Here is a 17,881-nt window from a genome sequence, read left to right as displayed (position 1 = left end):
GCCCTACTCGGGCTGCTTCAGCACCTCGGCGAGCCGGACGGCGGCCGCCACGACCGCGGGCCCCACGACGGAGGCATCGAGCGGCTCGAGGGACACGACGCCGACGCTGGCCTTCAATCCCGGCACTCCGCGTACTGGCGCGGCGACCCCGGAGGCACCCGCCTCCAGCTCACCCGACGAGGTGACCCAGCCTTCGCCGCCGCCAGGACGCAGCGTCATCGCCTTGCCCGCCGCGCCGGCGGACAGCGGATGCCGGGTGCCGACGCGGTAGGCGACGTGGAAGCTCGTCCACGACGGTTCGACGACCGCGACGGCCTGCGCCTGGTCCCCCTGCGCGACCGACAGATGCGCCGTCGCGCCGACCTTCTCCGCCAGCTCGCGCAGCACCGGCCGCGCGGCCTCGCGCAGCTGCGGGAGGACCTGCCCGGCGAGCCGGAGCAGGCCGACACCCAGCCGCACCTTGTTGCCGTCACGCCACACCAGTCCGCGTTCGGACAGCGGGACGAGCAGCCGGTAGACGGCGGCCCGGCTCGCGCCGATGGCGACGGCGAGTTCGGAGATCGTCGCCGCCTCGCCACCGGCGTCCGCGACCGCTTGCAGCAGCGCGAGGCCCCGGTCGAGGGTGAGTGACCCTTCGCGGGTCACAACAACCCGAGTTCCCCGAGATCGGCGACCGGCTCGTCGAACGAGGCCGCCGCGTAGGACGCGAAGAGCCCTCGAACCGCCTTCGCCGCCTCGTCCGACATCCCCTTGGCCTCGGCGGCCAGTGCGGCGCCGTCGGTCGATTCGAGGGCGGCGCGCACGTCGCCGCCGGAGAGGCAGCGCGCGGACGCCACGATCAGGTTCAGGAACCCGTGGTGGGTGAAGCCGCTCGACTCCTCGGTGTGCCGGACGGCGCGGTGCAGGCTGTTCGTCGCCTTGAACGACGCCCCGGTCGAGCCGCTGACCACGGCGAGGAAGTCCGCGACCTCGTCGACGCTGGGGAAGTTCTCGCCCGCCTTGCCGCCGCAGCGGATCTTCGGCCAGCTGCCGTGCTCGATCACCTTCCGCACGCCGTCCAGCCAGCCGACGCCGCGCCGCGGCTCGACCACGCGGATGACGTCCTCGGGCACGAACTCGGAGACGCGCTCCAGCCAGACCTCGTCGACGTCCGACGGCGCCGGCATCTCCACCATGCGCAGGCTGAGGATCTCGCTGCGCGATTCGACGATCGAGATCGCCTTCGGGACCCCGCCGAGGCCGGTGTCGATGATCAGCGACAGCGGCAGCGGTTCCTTGGGTTTGATCTTGATGAGTTCGGTGATGAGCTCGGGCAGCCTCGACGCCTGGCACAGGAACACACCGAGGACGCCGGAGTGCTCACCGGCCCTCGACGCGAAGTGCGCACGCAGCGCTTCGGGCATGGACGCCTCACCGGGCGGGAACAACGCCGAGTCGTCGACGAGCCGCGCGAACAGGGGAGGGATTCCTCGGGGGCCGGGTGGCGTGAGTTCCACAGCGCTTGACACGACTGACACGCTAGTAGCGTACGACATCAGGACAAAATCGTTCGCACAACGGACACGTTCCGGGGAGATTCCGATGCCTTACTACCGGCAGGTAGGCGAGATCCCGCACAAGCGTCACACGGCGTTCCGCAAGCCCGACGGGGGCCTGTACGCCGAGGAACTGATGGGTGTCGAGGGCTTCTCGGCGGACTCGGCGCTGCTCTATCACCGCGGCCTGCCGACGGCGATCGTCGACGCCGTCGCGATCGAGGACGAACGCGGCCCGATCACCCCGAACCATCCGCTCAAGCCCCGCGCCTTCAAAACCCACGACCTCAAGTTCGGCGACGCCGACGCGGTCACCGACCGGCGGCGGCTGTTCGGCAACGCCGACGTCACCATCGGCTTCGTCCACGCGACCAAGCCTTCGCCGTTGTACCGCAACGCGGCGGGCGACGAGCTGTTCTACGTCCAGGGCGGCGGCGCGACCGTCGAGACGATCTACGGCTCGTTGGAGGTCGGCGACGGCGACTACCTCGTCATCCCGACGTCGTGCACCTATCGTGTGCTCCCGCACGGTGACGACGGGGTCAAGCTGCTGACCATCGAGGCGCGCGGCCACATCGGCCCGCCGAAGCGGTACCTGTCGGCGAAGGGCCAGTTCCTGGAGCACTCGCCGTACTGCGAGCGCGACATCCGCGGGCCGTCCGAGCCGCTGGTCGTCGACGGCACCGACGTCGAGGTCCTCGTGCGCCACCGCGCCGGGCTGACGCGCTACACCTACGCGACCCACCCGTTCGACGTCGTCGGCTGGGACGGCTGCCTGTACCCGTGGGTGTTCAACATCGACGACTTCGAGCCCATCACCGGCCGCGTGCACCAGCCGCCGCCCGTGCACCAGACGTTCGAGGGCCCGAACTTCGTGGTCTGCTCGTTCTGCCCGCGCAAGGTCGACTACCACCCCGAGTCGATCCCGGTGCCGTACAACCACGCGAACGTCGACTCGGACGAGCTGATGTTCTACGTCCGTGGGAATTACGAGGCGCGCAAGGGCTCCGGGATCGAGGTCGGCTCGCTTTCGCTGCACCCGTCCGGCTTCACGCACGGGCCGCAGCCCGGTGCGGCCGAGGCGTCGATCGGGGCGCAGTTCTTCGACGAGACCGCGGTCATGGTGGACACCTTCGCGCCGCTGGATCTCGGCGAGGCGGCCGACGCGTCGGAGGATCACGGCTACGCGTGGACCTGGTCCGGCCGCGGCCCCGGCGCTTGACGGCATGCATTTAGTCCTCTAAATGCGTAGATCAACAACAGGCGCGAGTAGGTGCCCACGCATTTAGAGGACTAAATGCCGCGGGGGTGGCGGGATAAGTACCGCCACGGCCGCAACGGTTCGGCAACGCCAAGCCGGACAAGGCGAAACCTCCGGATAATCGGTGTCCCCACCGGCGGAGGTTCTCCATGGTCGTGAATCCTCAGCAGTCCCGCGGCGGCCGCAAGGTCCTGGCGTTCGTGGCCGCGGCGGTGGTCGCCATCGGCCTGATCATCGGCTTGCGCGCGCTCACGAGCGACTCCGGCGAGGAGGCCGTGGCAGCGAAGTGCACGACGGGCGACGCGGTCAAACTGCAGGTGTCGTCTTCGCCGGAAAAGGCGGGCGTGGTCGCCGAGATCGCCCAGGGCTACAGCGGCCGCACGGTGACCGGACGCTGCGTCGACGTGCTCGTGCAGTCGAAGTCGTCCGGCACCGCGATGCAGGCGCTGTCCCGCGGCTGGAATGAGGCGGTGGACGGCCCGCGGCCGGACGTCTGGACGCCCGCCGCGTCCGGCTGGGTGAACCTGTTGCGCCAGAACCTCACCGGTTCCGATCACCCCGCGCTGGTCCCCGAAGGCGACCCGGAATCGGTCGCGAACGCGCCGCTGGTCGTCGCGATGCCGAAGCCGATGGCCGAAGCGCTCGGCTGGCCCGGCAAGGGCATCGGCTGGAAGGATCTCGCCGCGCTCGCCACGGATCCGCAGGGCTGGGCGAAATACGGCCATCCGGAATGGGGGAAGTTCCGGCTGGGCAAGACGAATCCGAACATCTCGACGTCCGGTCTGAACGCCACCATCGGCGCCTATTACGCGGCGACGGGCACGTCTTCGGACCTCACCGCGAACGCGCTCGCGAAACCCGAGGCGCGGACGTTCGTGCAGAACGTCGAGCAGGCCATCGTCCATTACGGTGACAACACGCTGACGTTCCTGACGAACCTGCAGAAGGCCGACGACCGCGGCGCCGCGATGTCGTACATCTCGGCGGTGACGGTCGAGGAGAACTCGCTCGTCGGGTACAACCAGGGCAATCCCACGAACGATCCGGCGAAACGCGGTCAGCACGCGCCGCCGAAGGTGCCCCTGGTCGGGATCTACCCGAGCGACGGCACGCTCAACTCCGACCACCCGTTCACCGTGCTGAACTGGGCCGACGACGTCCACAAGCAGGTCGCGGCGGACTTCCTCGCGCATCTGCGCGGCGCCGAGGCGCAGCGGAAGTTCAGCGACATCGGCTTCCGCACGTTCGACGGCAAACCCGGCTCGCAGACCACGAAGGAGAACGGCGCCGAGCCGGACTCGAAGCTCAACCTGATCCGCCCGCCGAGCCCGCCGGTGCTGACCGAGGTGCTGAAGTCGTGGAAGGACCTGCGGAAGAAGGCGAACGTGCTGCTGGTGGTCGACGTCTCCGGTTCGATGGGCGACGGCGTCAGCGGCACCGGGAAGAACAAGATGGATCTCGCGAAACAGGCCGCCGTGGCGTCGTTGCCGCAGTTCAGTGACGCCGACAAGGTCGGGCTGTGGATGTTCTCGACGAAGCTGGACGGCGACAAGGACTACGCCGAACTCCGGCCGGTGTCGCCGATCGGCGGTGAACCGGGCAGGCAGGAGCTGGCGTCGCGGCTGAACGGGCTGACCCCGCAGAACGGGACGGGGCTCTACGACTCGTCGCTGGCGGCCTACGAGTTCATGAAGCAGCGGCTGGATCCGGACGCGATCAACGCGGTCGTCGTGCTCACCGACGGCCGGAACGAGGATCCGGGCGGGATCGATCTGCCGAACCTGGTCGGGCGGTTGCGGACCGAAGGCGGCGGCGAGGCGGTGCGGTTGTTCACCATCGCCTACGGCTCGGACGCGGATCTGAACGTGCTCAAGGAGATCGCCGAGACCACCCAGGGCGTCGGGTACGACTCGTCCAAACCGGACTCGATCGACCAGGTCTTCACCGCCGTGATCTCGAATTTCTGAGATCCTCGGATATGCGCTTCGTCCGTGAGCTAGCCGAACCGTGGGGACTGCTCCTCGCGGCGACGTCGGCGGGGGCCGCCTGGGCGGTGCAGCTGCCGACGCTCGCCGCGCTCGGCGTCGGCGTGACCGTACTCGCCGCCCGCGCCGGGGTCGCCGCCGCCACGCGCCCGAAACCGTTGCCGGAGCCCGAAGAACGGCCGCTACCCGACGTCGAGCCTGGTTCCCCCGAGGCGGGCTGGGTGCGGCGCGCGGAAGCGGCGGCCGACGGCTTCCGCTCGATCTCCGCTTCGCTCGACACCGGTCCGCTCGCGGATCGGGTGGCCGCCATGGAGCCGGTGGTGCGGGAAACCGTCGACACCCTCCGGCGGCTGGCCGCTCGCACGTCCGCCACCGGGAAGGCGTTGGCACGGGTGGACCTCGGCGCGGTATCGGCCGAGAAAGCCCGGCTGCGCAAGGAATTGAAGACCGCCGACGACGACATCCGCGGTGACCTGACCCAGTCGCTCGAATCGGTGCAGGCACAGGAAGACGTCCACACGCGACTGTCGAGCGCGCAGCGAAAACTGGTGGCACAGCTGCGATCCGGCGCACTCGGCCTCGACGGTCTGGTCGCCAGGGCGGCCGAGCTCTCGGCCGCCACCGGCGATGCGCTGCTCGACACCACGACGATCGGCGAGTTGAGCGAGCAGCTGGAGGGGATCCGGCGGGGTGTCGTGGAGACCGAGGAGGCGACGCGGCGCTCGCTCAGTTGAAGCGGACGCGGCCGGCTTCAAGGTCGAGAGGCCATCACGGGAACTGCCACGTCTTGACTGTCCACAAGGGACACCTTTCGCGATTCAGGTGCCCGATTTGGACACTTTGAGCAGTATTGCCCGGGGGTCGTGAGTGGCGATGATCGTTCTAACGCTCTTCACCACTCACGACCCCCCGCACAAACCGCGTAAAGCGCCCAGATCAGACATCTGCCGTCGCAGGTATCCCTTATGCGCAGGCCGTCCGGCAAACCCGGCCAACCGTTACCGCCCGAATCTGACCGGCCCGAAAACCGCACACCCCGGCACACCGGCCTTCGCCGTCTTCCCCGCCGACGGCACGCCGAGCACCCACAGCCGTCCGGTGGCGGCGATGTTGGCGGCCAGCGACGGATCCGAACCGCCCGCGGTGACGGTGACCTCGCGGCCGTCGGGCAGCACCGTCCGGCCTTTCACCATGACCATGCCGAAGAGGTTGACCGACGCCGGCCCGGACACGACGGCGAGTTCGGTCCACCGCGGCTCGGGTGACGGCCGGGCGACCACGAGGGCCGCGATACCGAGCCCGATCGTCGCGAGGACACAGAGGGCGGCCAGCACCCGCGTGTTCGGCACGAGGAGGCTGTCGCGGTCGGGATAGTCGAAGGCGACCCAGAGCGAGAAGGCGGCCGCCACCAGCGTGATCCCGGCGCCCAGTAGGTAGTACGAACCCAGCAGCCGTCCTTGCAGGGTGACCAGCCGTCCCGGCGTGACCGGCTCGGCCGCCAACGGCACCGAACCCCGCACCGGCGCGTCCCGGAACGCGCCGCGCCGGGGGCCGATGACACCGGGCAGCACGAAGAACGGGCCGAGCACCCACAGCCGCCGTTGCGCCGCCAATTGCGCTCGCAGCGGGGCGGGCAGCCGGAACACGAGCCACCGGCCGTCGAGCGGGACACTCACCCGGGAACCGGCGACGACGACTCCGTCCAGCCCGCTCACCAGGCGGAACGGTTTGCCGGTGAGCTTCCGCATCGGCGACGATCCGACAAGGACGAGGTAGCCGAAGTAGAGCGAAACCGGTGTCATGAAGCAGAGCAGGAAGGCGGGCGCGGCGATTCCGAACCGTCCTGACACCGCCAGGAAGACGCCGAGCACCACGAGCAACCCGGACGCGAAGGACGTCGTTCCGGCGGTCAGGGTGAGACGGTCGAGAAGGGGTGTCAGGACCGGCATGTTCTTCGCCGGAATCCCTTCGGGTGGTTCGAGCACCCGGATTCTGTGGTCTTCCACCAGGTCAACGTATACGTGTGCGGTGAGACGTGATCCAGGCTACTTCCACTCGGCAGCCAGATCAGGTTAGGCTCACCTAACCAGGAGGTGAGCCGTGACCACACCGACGTCCATCCGCCGCCCGCCGGCGCCGAACCCCGCGGAACGCGCGAAGACGATCGCCACCCGCAACGGGCCGGCGACGCTGATGCCGACCGCCGAGCAGCGTGACCTGCCGGGACAGTGCGGCCGGGTAATCCCCGAGCTGCACCACGTGCACACGAGCGGCAGCGTCAGCATCCTGCTGCCGGACGAGCACCACCTGGTGAAACGCGCGCACGAGGCACAGCGCGGCGAGCTCGCGGTGATGGTCGAACTGACCGATCAGGCACCGGTCGACCTGCGCGAACCCGTTCGCGGGCTGCTGTGGATCACGGGCTGGCTCCGGCCGCTTTCCGCGGTGTCGGCGCGGGCCCGCGCGGTCTCCATCGCCGAAACCCGGCCGGACGAGCGGCTGCTGGACGTCGGGCACGGCCTGACCCTGCTGCGGCTGACCCCGGCGTCGCTGGTGCTCGCGGACGCCGAGGGCACGCATTCGCTCCGGCCGCACATGTTCAGCGCCGCGCCGCCGGATCCCTTCCACGACTACGAGGCCGCGTGGCTGCGGCATCTGGAGACCGACCACGCCGACGTCGTCCAGCAGCTCGCCAAGCACGTGCCCGCCGAGCTGCGCGGCGGCTGGATCCGGCCGCTCGGGCTGGACCGCTACGGGCTGCGGCTGCGCGTCGAGGCCGATTCCGGCGACCACGACGTCCGGCTGGCGTTCTCGCGGCCGGTCGAAGGGCCGCAGCAGTTGAGCGGCGAGATCCGCCGACTGGTCGGTTGTCCTTACTTTCCCCAGGGTTAGGCGAGTTCCGCCGGGAAGCCGCCCTTGGCGATCGGGCCCCACGAGTCGATGGTGACGCGGATGATGCTCTTGCCCTGCTTCACCATCGCTTCGCGGTATTCGTCCCAGTCGGGATGCTCACCGGAGATCGCGCGGAAGTAGTCGACCAGCGGCTCGACCGAGTCGGGGAGGTCGAGCACCTCGGCGGTGCCGTTCAGCTGGACCCACTGGTCGTTCCACTCGTCGGAAAGGACACAGGCGGACACCTTCGGCTCGCGACGGATGTTGACGACCTTCGCGCGCTTCGGATACGTCGAGATGACCAAGCGGCCTTCCGCGTCGACTCCGCAGGTCACCGGCGAAAGCTGGGGGCCGCCGTCCGCCTTGGTGGTCATGAGGATGGCGCGGTGACGGGTGGACAGGAAGTCGACGAGCGCGGCCCGGTCGACGGTTTCGTTGGTCGCGATACTCCTTGCCATGACCCGACGGTAACGTGCGGCCGATGAGCTGGCTGCGTCCCGAACGCCCGGCGCTGCCGGAATTCGTGGAAGATCCGGCGCGCCGCCGCGCGATCGTCATCGAACTGGTCGTCGTCTTCGGCATCACCCTCGGCCTGTCCGGGCTCCGCAGCCTGCTGTCCCTTGTGGACTCGCTGCTGCAGCCGGTTCCGCTCGCGCAGCAACAGGCGCAGCTGAACGTCCCCCAGGCGACCCTGAGCCTGGTCGACCTGCTCAAACAGCTCCTGAGCGCCGGCCAGCTGATCGGCTGGGGCGCGCTCGGGCTGTACCTGTTGTGGCGCGGCGGGATGAAGCTGGCGGAGATCGGGCTCGACAGGCGGCGTCCCGGCCGCGACGTCGTCCACGGGCTCCTGCTCGCCGCGGTGATCGGGATTCCGGGACTCGGGCTGTACTTCCTCTCCTACAACCTCGGATTCAGCCTGTCGGTGCAACCGTCCACTTTGGGCGAGACGTGGTGGCGTCCGATCACGCTGACGTTGTCGGCCTTCGGGAACGCGTTCGCCGAAGAGGTGCTCGTCGTCGCGTACCTGCTGACCCGGCTGCGGCAGCTCGGCTGGCGCGAGAACACCTCACTGGTCGCGTCTTCGGTGCTTCGCGGGTCATATCACCTGTATCAGGGTTTCGGCGGTTTCGTCGGCAACGTCGTGATGGGCCTGGTGTTCGGCAGGCTGTGGCAGAAGACGAACCGGCTGTGGCCGCTGATCGCCGCGCACACCGCGCTGGATTTCGTTTCCTTCGTCGGATACGCGCTGCTCAAAGGGCGAGTTTCCTGGCTTCCCTAGCTAGGGTGAAACCGTGATTGACGAGACGACTCCACCCCGAGTTGACAGCGAAGTCGGCCCCCTGCGCGCGGTACTGCTGCACAGGCCCGGCAACGAGCTCAAAAGGCTCACGCCTCGCAACAACGACCAGCTCCTGTTCGATTCCATCCCCTGGGTGGACCGCGCGCAGGAGGAGCACGACGCGTTCGCCGAGGTGCTGCGCGGCCGTGGCGTCGAGGTGCTGCTGCTGGCCGACGCGCTGCGCACGGCGCTCTCGGACACCCGCGCCCACGCGGCGGGCGTGCACGCGGCCGTCGACGAGCGCCGACTCGGGCCCGACCTGGCCGATTCGCTCCGCTCCCACCTTTCGAGCGCGGCACCGGCGACCCTGGCCGAGGTCCTGATGGCCGGGATGACCTTCGAGGAACTGCCCGCCGCCGAGGGCGCCTCCCTGGTCCGGCTGATGAACCACCCGAACGACTTCGCCGTCGATCCGCTGCCGAACCTGCTGTTCACCCGTGACTCGTCGGCGTGGATCGGCGACCGCGTCGCGGTCTCCTCGCTCACCATGCCCGCGCGCGTCCGCGAAACCGCGGTGCTGGACCTCATCTACGCCTACCACCCCTGGTTCCGCCACGCCGCCCGCGCGTACGGCGCGCATTCGGCGCCGATCGAAGGCGGCGACGTCATGCTGCTCTCGCCGGGCGTCCTCGCCATCGGCGTCGGCGAGCGGACGACCGCGGCGGGCGCCGAATCGCTGGCCCGGTCGGTGTTCGCCGACGGGATCGCGCACACCGTGCTCGCCGTCCCGATCCAGCAGACCCGCGCGACCATGCATCTGGACACCGTCTGCACGATGGTCGCGGCCGACGCGGTCGTCATGTATCCGCTTTCCCGTGATTCACTGACCGCATTCACCATGCGGCCGACCGACGACGGTTCGGTGAAGGTGGAAGGCCCCGCCCCATTCCTCACCGCGGCCGCCGAAGCAATGGAAATCGAACGGCTCCGCGTCATCGACACCGGCCTCGATCCGGTCACCGCCGAACGCGAGCAATGGGACGACGGGAACAACACCCTCGCCCTCGCTCCCGGCGTGGTCATCGGATACGAACGTAATGTGGAAACCAACGCGCGCCTGGAGGAAGCCGGGATCGAGGTCCTGGCCATCACCGGGTCCGAGCTGGGCTCCGGCCGCGGCGGCCCGCGCTGCATGTCGTGCCCGATCCGGCGCGAAAGCATCTGAAACAGAAATTAAGTAAGCCTTCCCTAATTGATTTCCATTGATTAGGGAAGGCTTACTTAATTGAGGCGGACCTATTGTCGGTAATGGTAACCTAATAGGGGGGACATCACCAGAGAAAAGTGGAAATCGAATAGGGGCCTGACGTATCGTCGAACACATGGCCCTCATCAAGAAGCAACCGCGCTCGAAGTTCTACGAACTGCTGCAGGCGCAGATCCACAACGAGTTCAACGCCTCCCAGCAGTACATCGCGCTGGCGGTCTGGTTCGACGCCGAGGACCTGCCGCAGCTCGCGAAGCACTTCTACAAGCAGTCCGTCGAGGAGCGGAACCACGCGATGGCGCTGGTCCAGTACATGCTGGACACCGACCACCACGTGGAGATCCCCGGCACCGGCGACGTGCGCAACGACTTCTCCGACGTCCGTGAGCTCATCGAGCTCGCGCTGCAGCAGGAGAAGGACGTCGCGACCGACATCCAGCAGCTGGCCAAGGCCGCGCGCGCCGAAGAGGACTACATCGGCGAGCAGTTCACGCAGTGGTTCCTCAAGGAGCAGGTCGAGGAGATCTCCCAGATGTCCACGCTGCTCAACATCGTCAAACGCGCCGACGGCAACCTGTTCGAGGTGGAGAACCACCTGCACCGCGAGTCCGTCGGTGACGGCGGCGCCGACGCGGGGATGCCCCCGGTCGCCGGCGGCGCGCTCTGACCAACGCTCCCACCACGGAGAAAACCCGGGCTCTCCCCCTTGGAGAAGCCCGGGTTTTCTTCGTGCGTCAGCTGAACTGACAGTCCTGGTTGATGCTGGTCAGCAGAATGCCGACGGCCGATCCGTCGTCGGACACGGAGATCCGGTACGCGCTCACCGCGCTGACCGGCGCGACGTAGGCACTGCCGTCCTTGGTGCTGCCGGGATAGGCGGCGAGGATGTCCGCCTCGCTCGAGCCGACGCCGATCCCCTCCGGGGTGTGCACCGTGCCCGCCGGGTTGATGACGGTGATCCCGTCGCCCTCGGTCAGCGACACCGACGTCGGCGCCGGCACGGCGGCCCCTTCCGCGTAGCCGTACGTGCAGGTGCCCCGGACCTCTTTCGCCCGAAGCGGACCGGCGGTGGCCTCCGCCTCGGACTCGCTCATCCCGAGCCGGAGCTTGCCGAAACCGGCGGAGGTCAGCAGCGCGCCAGTGGTCACCTTGCGCTGTGTGGGCGGCTTGGTGGCGGCGGTGCTCTTCGGCGGTTTGACCGGCCCGTCCGAGGCGGTCGAGTGCGGTGGCACGGTGGTCGGGTTCGGCTGCTCCACCGGCGCGGAGGCCGGCGGCGCCGAGCTTCCGGGCCCCGGCTGCGCCAGGCTCGACGACGCCGCGCCCATGGTGAGCTGGTCGCCGCCGGGGAAGGCCGCGCCGTTGTCCTTGTCGTGGATCGTGAAGACGGTGAGCCCACCGCCCAGCAGGACCACCGCGGCGGCCATCCCGCTCGTCGTCTGCATCAGCTGACGGCGGCGACGGCGACGGCGTGCGCCCGCGACGATCGCCTCGGGATTCAGCGTGGACCCCACGGCCAACCGCTCGTCGGCGAACAGGTCGCGCAACCTCTGCTGCACGTCCTCTTCGGACATGTTCATCCCGCTTCCCTCCCTTCGCCCTTGGGCTCGAACAACGCGAGCTTCGTCCGCAGCGACGCGATCGCCTTGCTCGCCTGGCTTTTAACGGTGCCCTGGCTGACCCCGAGCGAATCCGCGATCTCCGCCTCGGACAGCCCTTCGTAGTAACGCAGGACCATCACCGCGCGTTGCCTCGGCGGCAACGCGCGTAGCGCCTGCCACAGCGGCTCGTGCTCGAACGGATCTGCCGGGCTGTACGGCTCGACGTCCGGGAGGTCGGCGACGAGGCTCTCGCGTTTGGTCCGGCGCCAGCGGCTGATATGCGCGTTGGCCATCGAACGGCGGATGTAGGCCATCGGGTCGCCGGTCTTGTGCTGGACGTACGACCAGCGGGAGCCGATCTTCTCCAGCACGGTCTGGACCAGGTCGGCGGCGTCGTGCGGGTTCCCGGTGAGGGCGTGCCCGTACCTCAGCAGCCCCGGAAGGCTGGCCCGCACGAAGTCGCCGAAGTCGGTGAGCTCACCCGACACGGCGCTGTTCCGGCTCTCGCCGGCCCCCCAGACGTCGGTCCCCGGTATGACCGTCGCGGCAGCGGTCACCGTATCGCCTCCTCCCGGGGTCACCTGGCCAGGTCTGCCCGGCCCACCTCTCCCGAAACGCATGACCGCCCCCACAGGTTGTCTTCAGCCGCGAACCAGTTCGGGAGACGCTCGTCTCGCCGAGGAGTTGCCCGCCTCAACGTTTCGACACGGACTCGGGAATTCTGAACGAACCGTCCCCCTGAACAGGGAATTCGTGAACGGCCACCACGGCGTTACGGGGTATCGGCCCGTACACGTGGGGGAACTGGATACCGGCCGGATGCGGCGGGTCCCCGTCCTCCCAGACGACGGGCGCGCCGACGAGCGCCGGGTCGATCTCCAGCAGCACCAGATCGGTGCGGCCGGGGAACACGGCGTTGGCCGGGATATGCGCCGTCCCCGGGTCTGAGCAGTGGATGAAGCCGTCGGATTCGAGCGACGCGGCGGTGTAGACGCCGCCTTCGAGCACCGAAGCCCACTCGTCCTTGGTGCAGATATGGAGGATCACGCGCCCATCCTCGCGCATTTCGTCCTCTGGATGCGGGGCTCCGCATCCAGAGGACGAAATGCGTGGGAAGGGGATCAGCGGATGGTGAGCTGGCGGCCGATGAGGCCGTCGCGCGAGCGGCGCTCGGCGGCGTTGAGCGGCTCGGTGTCGAGCGACTTCAGGGCCGCCTCGAGCCGGGTGCCGAGTTGGTCCTTCGCGTCGGCCCACTCGCGGGCGTGGGCCTCGGGGTCGAGGTCCCACACCGGGACGAGCAACCCGTGCGCGCGGAACGAACCGGCGTAGCGGGAGCCCTCGCCGAGGCCGAGCTCACCGGCCGCGGACAGCCGCGCAAGCGCTTGCAACAGCAGGTTCTCCGGCTCGGGGCGAACCCAGCGCAGATGCGCCTTCTCCCCGGCGAGCACCCAGTACGCGCCCGCGCCGAGACGTTCGGTCGGCATGATCGCCGCGTTCGCGCGCTCGAGGGACAGCGCGACGTCTCCGCTCGCGTCGGCGTCCTCGGGCAGCCACCAGGCGAAGTCGTTGTAGAGCGTGACGTCGAGTTCGACGTCCGTGTCGAGCAGGTCCTGCAGGCGGGCCTTCTCGTCGGCGGTGGGCGGCGTCGTGGTGTCCGGCACGGACAGCACGTCACCCTCCTTGGCCTCCAGCACCCACTGGAGCGCGCGGCCGAGGTCGCGGCTGATGTCCGAGGACCGGGTCTGCACCTGCATCCCGATGTAGCGCTCGCCGTCGGACCGGACGAACGCGGCCGCCGCCATCGGCAGCACCGTGCCGAGGGTGACCTTCTCGCCGGAGCCCAGCGTGAGCGCCGCCGTCGCCGACGGGACGAACTCGCGCAGCGCGATCAGTTCGGTCTCCGCCGCGAGCCCCTCGAAGGGCTGGCCGACGAAGACGTCGCGCACCTTCGGCTTGCGGTCCGAGGTCGTCTTGGGACCCTTCTTGCGCGAACCCTTGCCCACGTCAGCCTCCTCAAAGCTCGGTTCGGAACGCTATCGCGGGAAGGCGCGCGCCTCGTAAGGCCCCCGGGGTTGGTGACGAAGACGTCGCGGACGACACCCGGCGGGCCACCGGATCGACCTGATCGACGGGTTTCAGCGGCCATCCGGGTACCACGCAAACGTGACTGAAAACGGTTGTCATCATCCGGACGATCTAATCGCGGGTGATCAGCCTGCCGTTTTGCCCGTACCGCACCGAATACTCGATCACGGCGCCATCCGGTGCCGTAGTGCGGAGAAGGGATCACAGATGAGCACCTCGAAGCGCCGGGCCGCGTTGGCCGCGTTTCCCGTGGCACTCGGTCTGATGCTGGCCGGGCCCGCGGTGGGCACGGCTTCGGCCGCGCCGCAGTCCGACAGAGCCGACCAGGCGCGACATTGCCTGCTGCTGTGCGTCGGCCATCACCACGGGCATCACCATCACGGGCTGCACCTGCACCTGGGACTTTGGCTGCATCTGTAGCTCCCTGCCGCGCCGGGGCGGCCACCCCGGCGCGGCGCCCGGCCGGGTTACAGTCGGCGGGTGTTCGACCTCGCCGACCCGGCCTTCCTCGCGAATCCGTACCCGTCCTTCGCCGAGCTCCGCGAGCGCGGCGAAGTCCACCGGCACGACGGTCTCGGCATCGCCGTGGCGGTGTCGCACGCGGCGTCGGCCGCCGTCCTCCGGCATCGCGGGCTCGGCCGGATCTGGCAGGACGCGCTGCCGGTGGAGCGGTTCGCGTCGTTCAACCTCCTGCACCGCAACTCGCTGCTGGAGAACGAGCCGCCCGCCCACACGCGGCTGCGGCGGGTGATCGCGGGCGCGTTCGGGCGCGGGCACGTCCAGCGGCTGCGGCCGATGGTCGCCGAACTCGCGGACGGCATGGTCGACGGCCTCGCCGCCGAGATCGCCGAAACCGGCTCGGCCGATCTGCTGGCGCACCTCGCGCAGCCGCTGCCGGTCGCCGTCATCGCGGAACTGCTCGGCGTCCCGGTCGACAAGGGGCCGAGCATGGTCACCTGGTCGAACCACATCGTGAAGATGTACGAGTACGGGCTCGCCGAGGACAAGCGCGACGCCGCCGAAGCCGCGGCCGCGGAGTTCGTCGACTACCTGCGTGACGTCGCGAAGCAGCGCGCGAACTCCCCTGGCGAAGACATCATCAGCGACCTTCTGCGCAGTGAGCTCACCGAAGACGAACTGGTCGCGACCGCGGTCCTGCTCCTGATGGCCGGGCACGAGGCGACGGTGAACGTCATCGGGAACGGCGTCAACGCGCTGCTGACCCACCGTGACCAGTGGGAGCGACTGCTGGCCTCCCCGGAGCTCCTGGACCCGTGCGTCGAGGAGCTGATCCGCTTCGACGCGCCGCTGCAGCTTTTCGAGCGGACGGCGACCACCGACGTCGAGATCGCCGGATTCCGGATCGCCGAGGGCGAGAAGATCGGCGCGCTCCTCGGCGCCGCCGCGCGGGACCCGAAGGTCTTCGACCGGCCGGACACGCTCGACATCGGCCGCACGCCGAACGCGCACCTCGGCTTCGGCATGGGCATCCACTACTGCGTCGGCGCCCCGCTCGCGCGGGTGGAGATCGCGGCCGCGCTGTCCTCCCTGGCCTCGAAGCTGCCGGGACTGGAGCTCGCGGAAGAGCCGGAACGGCGGCCGGAGTTCGTGATCCGCGGCCTGCGCTCGCTTCGGGTGACCACGGCTTGACGGTCCTGCACCGGAAGTTCGCGTCTGGGGCGGGCCGTGAGGTGAAGGGCGCTTTAGCCGCGTCGCATGCGGTGAAAGCGCCCTTCACCCACACCGAGACCACCAGCGCGGGGATCTCACCCGGCGTCGGCGAGTGGTAGCAAAGGTCCCTTGCTCTCTTTCCCCAGGTCAGGGATAGAGCGTGAAGTGCGAAACATGCACCGGCTTGATGTGCTCGAAGTGCCGGCGATCCACAGTGGCCACCTCGACCGTCTTCAGCCGTTCGGCCGTGGCCACGACGGCCGCGTCCGCCAGGCCGAGCGGCCAATCCGAGTACTGGCGCATCAGGACGGCCATCCGCCGGAAATCGTCGTCCATGGGGTGATAGATCGCGAACTGAGGCGAGCGTATGAGTCCTTCGATGAACGCCGCCTCGGCTTCGCCACCGAGGTACTTTTCGATGTAGTGGCACACCTCGGTCAGTACGAGCGACGGCACCAGCAGATCACGGGTCGCCGCGGTCGCGAGCCACCCCACCACCGCCTGGTGGTGATCGTCTTTCCGGCTGGCCATGGCTATGAGCGGACCAGCGTCCACCACGATCGGACGCGCCATCGATCTTCGCTTGTTCCCGCCGCGAACTCAGGCGACGTCCCGGTCGCGCACCACGGCCTTCACCGTCTCGGACGCGTCGGGGGGAAGATCGAACATGCCCAGGAAGGACGGTAAGGAATACGGCTTCGACGGCTCGTCCGGGGTCGGCTCAGGCCGACGGATCCCATGCCCGGCGAGCCCCGTTTTCACACCTGGTGAAACTCGCCCTGTCACAGGCTGTTTCACCTTCTTTGTCCTGGCGGCGGACGACTTGTACAGATCGCTCGCAGCAGACCGCACCCGGCCGGTCTCCCCGGCAGGCAGGTCGCACTTCTGCTGCTCGCTCATACCGCCATGTTACAGACTGATCCCTCGTCAGCGGAGTGCGTGAATCCGCATTCAACGTTTAGTGAAAAAGTTGCGTCAGCGCACGGAGGAAGCGGGACGTTCGCGCCGCCCCGGGTCCGGAACCCCATCCACCTTCAGCACACGAAGCAGCCGAAGGCGCTTCTCCTCGACAGGAGCGAGCAGCCCGGACATGCGCTTCACGAGCAGCGCGGTCACCACCGCCAGCCCGGCCGCGGTCAGGTCGGTCAGCGCGACCAGCACGACGCCGTCGGCCAGCGCCTGGACGCCGTCACGGAACCGCCAGACGATGACCAGCGCGAGCAGCACCCAGTTGAGTGCCCAGACGCCCCACCAGATCAGCACGAGCCGCGACGGCTTCGGCCGCGTTTCCCGCGTCCGCCGCAGGACGGCGTGTTCGAGTTCGGCGACGACCGGCAGCACCATGATCAGGTTCACCACCGGCACCAGCACGAAGGCCAGCACATGCCGTTGCCGCCTGGGCGGCGCCTCGCCGGAGACGTCCGCGGCCGCGTGCCTGGCGACGAGCAGCCACCACACGGTGAGCCCGGCCGGCAGCAGCGAAAGGATCGTCGTGAGCAGACCGGCCGTGATCACGAAGGTGTCGGAGACCGAGACGACCGACGTCGACAGCGCGGAGTCGCGGCTCTGCACCAGCAGGACGTAGCGCCAGATCTCCGCGGCCGACGCGATGACGGCGAGGGCGGCGAACGTCCACAGCACCGGCAACAGGCTGCGCGTGATCACCCGCAGCCGCTCCCCCGCGGTGACCTCGCCGGACGCCGTCCCGGGGACGGCGGTCGGGCGGCGCCAGGCCAGATTCGGGAAGCCCCACCTCGGTGGGACCGGATACGACGGCGGACCGGAGTAGCGCTCGGCCACGGGCTTGCGACGCTGCGGCAGCGCGCCGGGCGGCGGCGAAGCGACCCAGCGGACGCGATGGCGCACCGGCTGCCGCATCGGCGCGGGGCGCACCGGCGGCATCGGCGACAGGGGCGCCCTCGGTGGGTAGTGGCCTGGCTGCACGGTTACAGCACTTCGGGCTCGACGCCGGGATGGTCGCCGACCATCGGGCGCCCCTCCTGCTTCCAGGAGCCCATCCCGCCGGCGACGTTCACCGCGTCCCAGCCGCTCGCGTTGAGCCACGCGGCGGCGCGCGCGGACCGGCCGCCGCTGCGGCAGATCACGTAGACCGGCTGGTCGTCGGGCAGGTCGTCGAGTTCGCCGACGCGCGCGGGCAGTTCACCCATCGGGATGTGCTTGGCGCCGGGAGCGTGCCCGGCGGCCCACTCGTCGTCCTCGCGGACGTCGAGCAGCGCGACGCCGTCCTTCGGCAGATCACGGACGGCGACGGTCGGGATGTCAGCAGGGCTCACCACCCTGCCATCCT

Annotated in this window: 21 protein-coding genes; 9 read left to right on the top strand and 12 right to left on the bottom strand. The window is 69.2% G+C overall.

Annotation, left to right across the window (positions count from 1 at the left end):
- Positions 1-3 precede the first annotated feature (3 nt).
- On the bottom strand, positions 4-645 hold the full coding sequence (locus tag AB8M46_RS12400) for an IclR family transcriptional regulator (protein ID WP_016330607.1): 642 nt from the start codon (positions 643-645) through the stop codon (positions 4-6).
- Entirely contained in the window at positions 642-1,496 is an 855-nt protein-coding gene (locus AB8M46_RS12395) for a hypothetical protein (RefSeq protein WP_016330606.1), read from the bottom strand. Before AB8M46_RS12395 ends, AB8M46_RS12400 begins: the two co-directional genes overlap by 4 nt.
- 85 nt (positions 1,497-1,581) lie before the next feature.
- Here AB8M46_RS12395 and AB8M46_RS12390 point away from each other — a divergent pair, with 85 nt between their 5' ends.
- The 3 genes from AB8M46_RS12390 (at position 1,582) to AB8M46_RS12380 (ending at position 5,515) form a co-directional block, all read left to right on the top strand.
- Positions 1,582-2,757 carry a homogentisate 1,2-dioxygenase gene (locus AB8M46_RS12390; protein ID WP_037333634.1) on the top strand — a complete coding sequence of 392 codons (1,176 nt, stop codon included), beginning with the start codon at positions 1,582-1,584 and terminating at the stop codon, positions 2,755-2,757.
- 188 nt (positions 2,758-2,945) lie between these two features.
- Positions 2,946-4,763, top strand: a complete 1,818-nt coding sequence (locus AB8M46_RS12385; RefSeq protein WP_394360321.1) for a substrate-binding and VWA domain-containing protein — start codon at positions 2,946-2,948, stop codon at positions 4,761-4,763.
- 11 nt (positions 4,764-4,774) lie between these two features.
- Positions 4,775-5,515: a hypothetical protein gene (locus AB8M46_RS12380; RefSeq protein ID WP_037333639.1), complete on the top strand. Its 741-nt coding sequence runs from the start codon at positions 4,775-4,777 to the stop codon at positions 5,513-5,515.
- 264 nt (positions 5,516-5,779) lie between these two features.
- Here the strand turns inward: AB8M46_RS12380 and AB8M46_RS12375 are convergent, their stop codons facing one another.
- Entirely contained in the window at positions 5,780-6,787 is a 1,008-nt protein-coding gene (locus tag AB8M46_RS12375) for a hypothetical protein (RefSeq protein ID WP_394360320.1), read from the bottom strand.
- Positions 6,788-6,881: 94 nt separating this feature from the next.
- On the opposite strand from AB8M46_RS12375, the gene AB8M46_RS12370 reads away from it, so the two are divergent.
- Complete coding sequence (locus AB8M46_RS12370; RefSeq protein ID WP_394360319.1) at positions 6,882-7,673, top strand: DUF2470 domain-containing protein; 792 nt, start codon at positions 6,882-6,884, stop codon at positions 7,671-7,673.
- Here the strand turns inward: AB8M46_RS12370 and AB8M46_RS12365 are convergent.
- Positions 7,670-8,131, bottom strand: coding sequence for a PPOX class F420-dependent oxidoreductase (locus tag AB8M46_RS12365; RefSeq protein ID WP_037333649.1), 462 nt, complete (start codon positions 8,129-8,131; stop codon positions 7,670-7,672). The genes AB8M46_RS12370 and AB8M46_RS12365 overlap by 4 nt on opposite strands.
- A gap of 23 nt (positions 8,132-8,154) precedes the next feature.
- Here AB8M46_RS12365 and AB8M46_RS12360 point away from each other — a divergent pair, with 23 nt between their 5' ends.
- The 3 genes from AB8M46_RS12360 to AB8M46_RS12350 all read left to right on the top strand — a co-directional run bounded on the left by AB8M46_RS12360 (position 8,155) and on the right by AB8M46_RS12350 (position 10,886).
- Positions 8,155-8,952 carry a CPBP family intramembrane glutamic endopeptidase gene (locus tag AB8M46_RS12360; RefSeq protein WP_394360318.1) on the top strand — a complete coding sequence of 266 codons (798 nt, stop codon included), beginning with the start codon at positions 8,155-8,157 and terminating at the stop codon, positions 8,950-8,952.
- 13 nt (positions 8,953-8,965) lie between these two features.
- Complete coding sequence (locus AB8M46_RS12355; RefSeq protein ID WP_052120290.1) at positions 8,966-10,177, top strand: arginine deiminase; 1,212 nt, start codon at positions 8,966-8,968, stop codon at positions 10,175-10,177.
- Positions 10,178-10,334: 157 nt separating this feature from the next.
- Positions 10,335-10,886, top strand: coding sequence for a ferritin (locus AB8M46_RS12350; RefSeq protein ID WP_037333655.1), 552 nt, complete (start codon positions 10,335-10,337; stop codon positions 10,884-10,886).
- Between the two features lie 67 nt (positions 10,887-10,953).
- On the opposite strand, the gene AB8M46_RS12345 is transcribed toward AB8M46_RS12350, so the two are convergent.
- The 4 genes from AB8M46_RS12345 to AB8M46_RS12330 form a co-directional block, all read right to left on the bottom strand.
- Positions 10,954-11,796 carry a hypothetical protein gene (locus AB8M46_RS12345; RefSeq protein WP_037333658.1) on the bottom strand — a complete coding sequence of 281 codons (843 nt, stop codon included), beginning with the start codon at positions 11,794-11,796 and terminating at the stop codon, positions 10,954-10,956.
- A complete protein-coding gene (locus AB8M46_RS12340; RefSeq protein ID WP_037336067.1) occupies positions 11,793-12,305 on the bottom strand; it encodes a SigE family RNA polymerase sigma factor in 513 nt (170 codons plus the stop codon). The genes AB8M46_RS12345 and AB8M46_RS12340 overlap by 4 nt, the downstream gene beginning before the upstream one ends.
- Before the next feature lie 205 nt (positions 12,306-12,510).
- Positions 12,511-12,864, bottom strand: a complete 354-nt coding sequence (locus tag AB8M46_RS12335) for a DUF952 domain-containing protein (RefSeq protein WP_394360317.1) — start codon at positions 12,862-12,864, stop codon at positions 12,511-12,513.
- 74 nt (positions 12,865-12,938) lie between these two features.
- Positions 12,939-13,820 carry a DUF5926 family protein gene (locus AB8M46_RS12330; protein ID WP_038507305.1) on the bottom strand — a complete coding sequence of 294 codons (882 nt, stop codon included), beginning with the start codon at positions 13,818-13,820 and terminating at the stop codon, positions 12,939-12,941.
- A gap of 289 nt (positions 13,821-14,109) precedes the next feature.
- Between AB8M46_RS12330 and AB8M46_RS12325 the strand changes: the two genes are divergently transcribed.
- Positions 14,110-14,322, top strand: a complete 213-nt coding sequence (locus tag AB8M46_RS12325; protein ID WP_037333665.1) for a hypothetical protein — start codon at positions 14,110-14,112, stop codon at positions 14,320-14,322.
- A gap of 60 nt (positions 14,323-14,382) precedes the next feature.
- Positions 14,383-15,552, top strand: a complete 1,170-nt coding sequence (locus AB8M46_RS12320) for a cytochrome P450 (RefSeq protein ID WP_394360316.1) — start codon at positions 14,383-14,385, stop codon at positions 15,550-15,552.
- A gap of 168 nt (positions 15,553-15,720) precedes the next feature.
- On the opposite strand, the gene AB8M46_RS12315 is transcribed toward AB8M46_RS12320, so the two are convergent.
- The 4 genes from AB8M46_RS12315 to AB8M46_RS12300 all read right to left on the bottom strand — a co-directional run bounded on the left by AB8M46_RS12315 (position 15,721) and on the right by AB8M46_RS12300 (position 17,870).
- Positions 15,721-16,146, bottom strand: coding sequence for a type II toxin-antitoxin system VapC family toxin (locus AB8M46_RS12315; protein ID WP_037333674.1), 426 nt, complete (start codon positions 16,144-16,146; stop codon positions 15,721-15,723).
- A 27-nt stretch (positions 16,147-16,173) separates the two neighbouring features.
- The gene (locus tag AB8M46_RS12310; protein WP_394360315.1) at positions 16,174-16,473 is read right to left on the bottom strand and encodes a hypothetical protein; all 300 of its coding nucleotides are present in this window, start codon (positions 16,471-16,473) and stop codon (positions 16,174-16,176) included.
- A 75-nt stretch (positions 16,474-16,548) separates the two neighbouring features.
- Positions 16,549-17,475 (bottom strand): DUF4328 domain-containing protein, encoded by a 927-nt coding sequence (locus AB8M46_RS12305; protein ID WP_394360314.1) that lies wholly within the window; start codon positions 17,473-17,475, stop codon positions 16,549-16,551.
- A gap of 44 nt (positions 17,476-17,519) precedes the next feature.
- Positions 17,520-17,870: a rhodanese-like domain-containing protein gene (locus AB8M46_RS12300; protein ID WP_007030524.1), complete on the bottom strand. Its 351-nt coding sequence runs from the start codon at positions 17,868-17,870 to the stop codon at positions 17,520-17,522.
- Between the last annotated feature and the right edge of the window lie 11 nt (positions 17,871-17,881).

Origin of the sequence: Amycolatopsis sp. SB7-3, assembly GCF_041021335.1 — a bacterium.
GTDB classification, from domain to species: domain Bacteria; phylum Actinomycetota; class Actinomycetes; order Mycobacteriales; family Pseudonocardiaceae; genus Amycolatopsis; species Amycolatopsis japonica.
The sequence above is the reverse complement of the archived record's forward strand: the minus strand, read 5'-3'. Positions and strand labels throughout refer to the sequence as shown.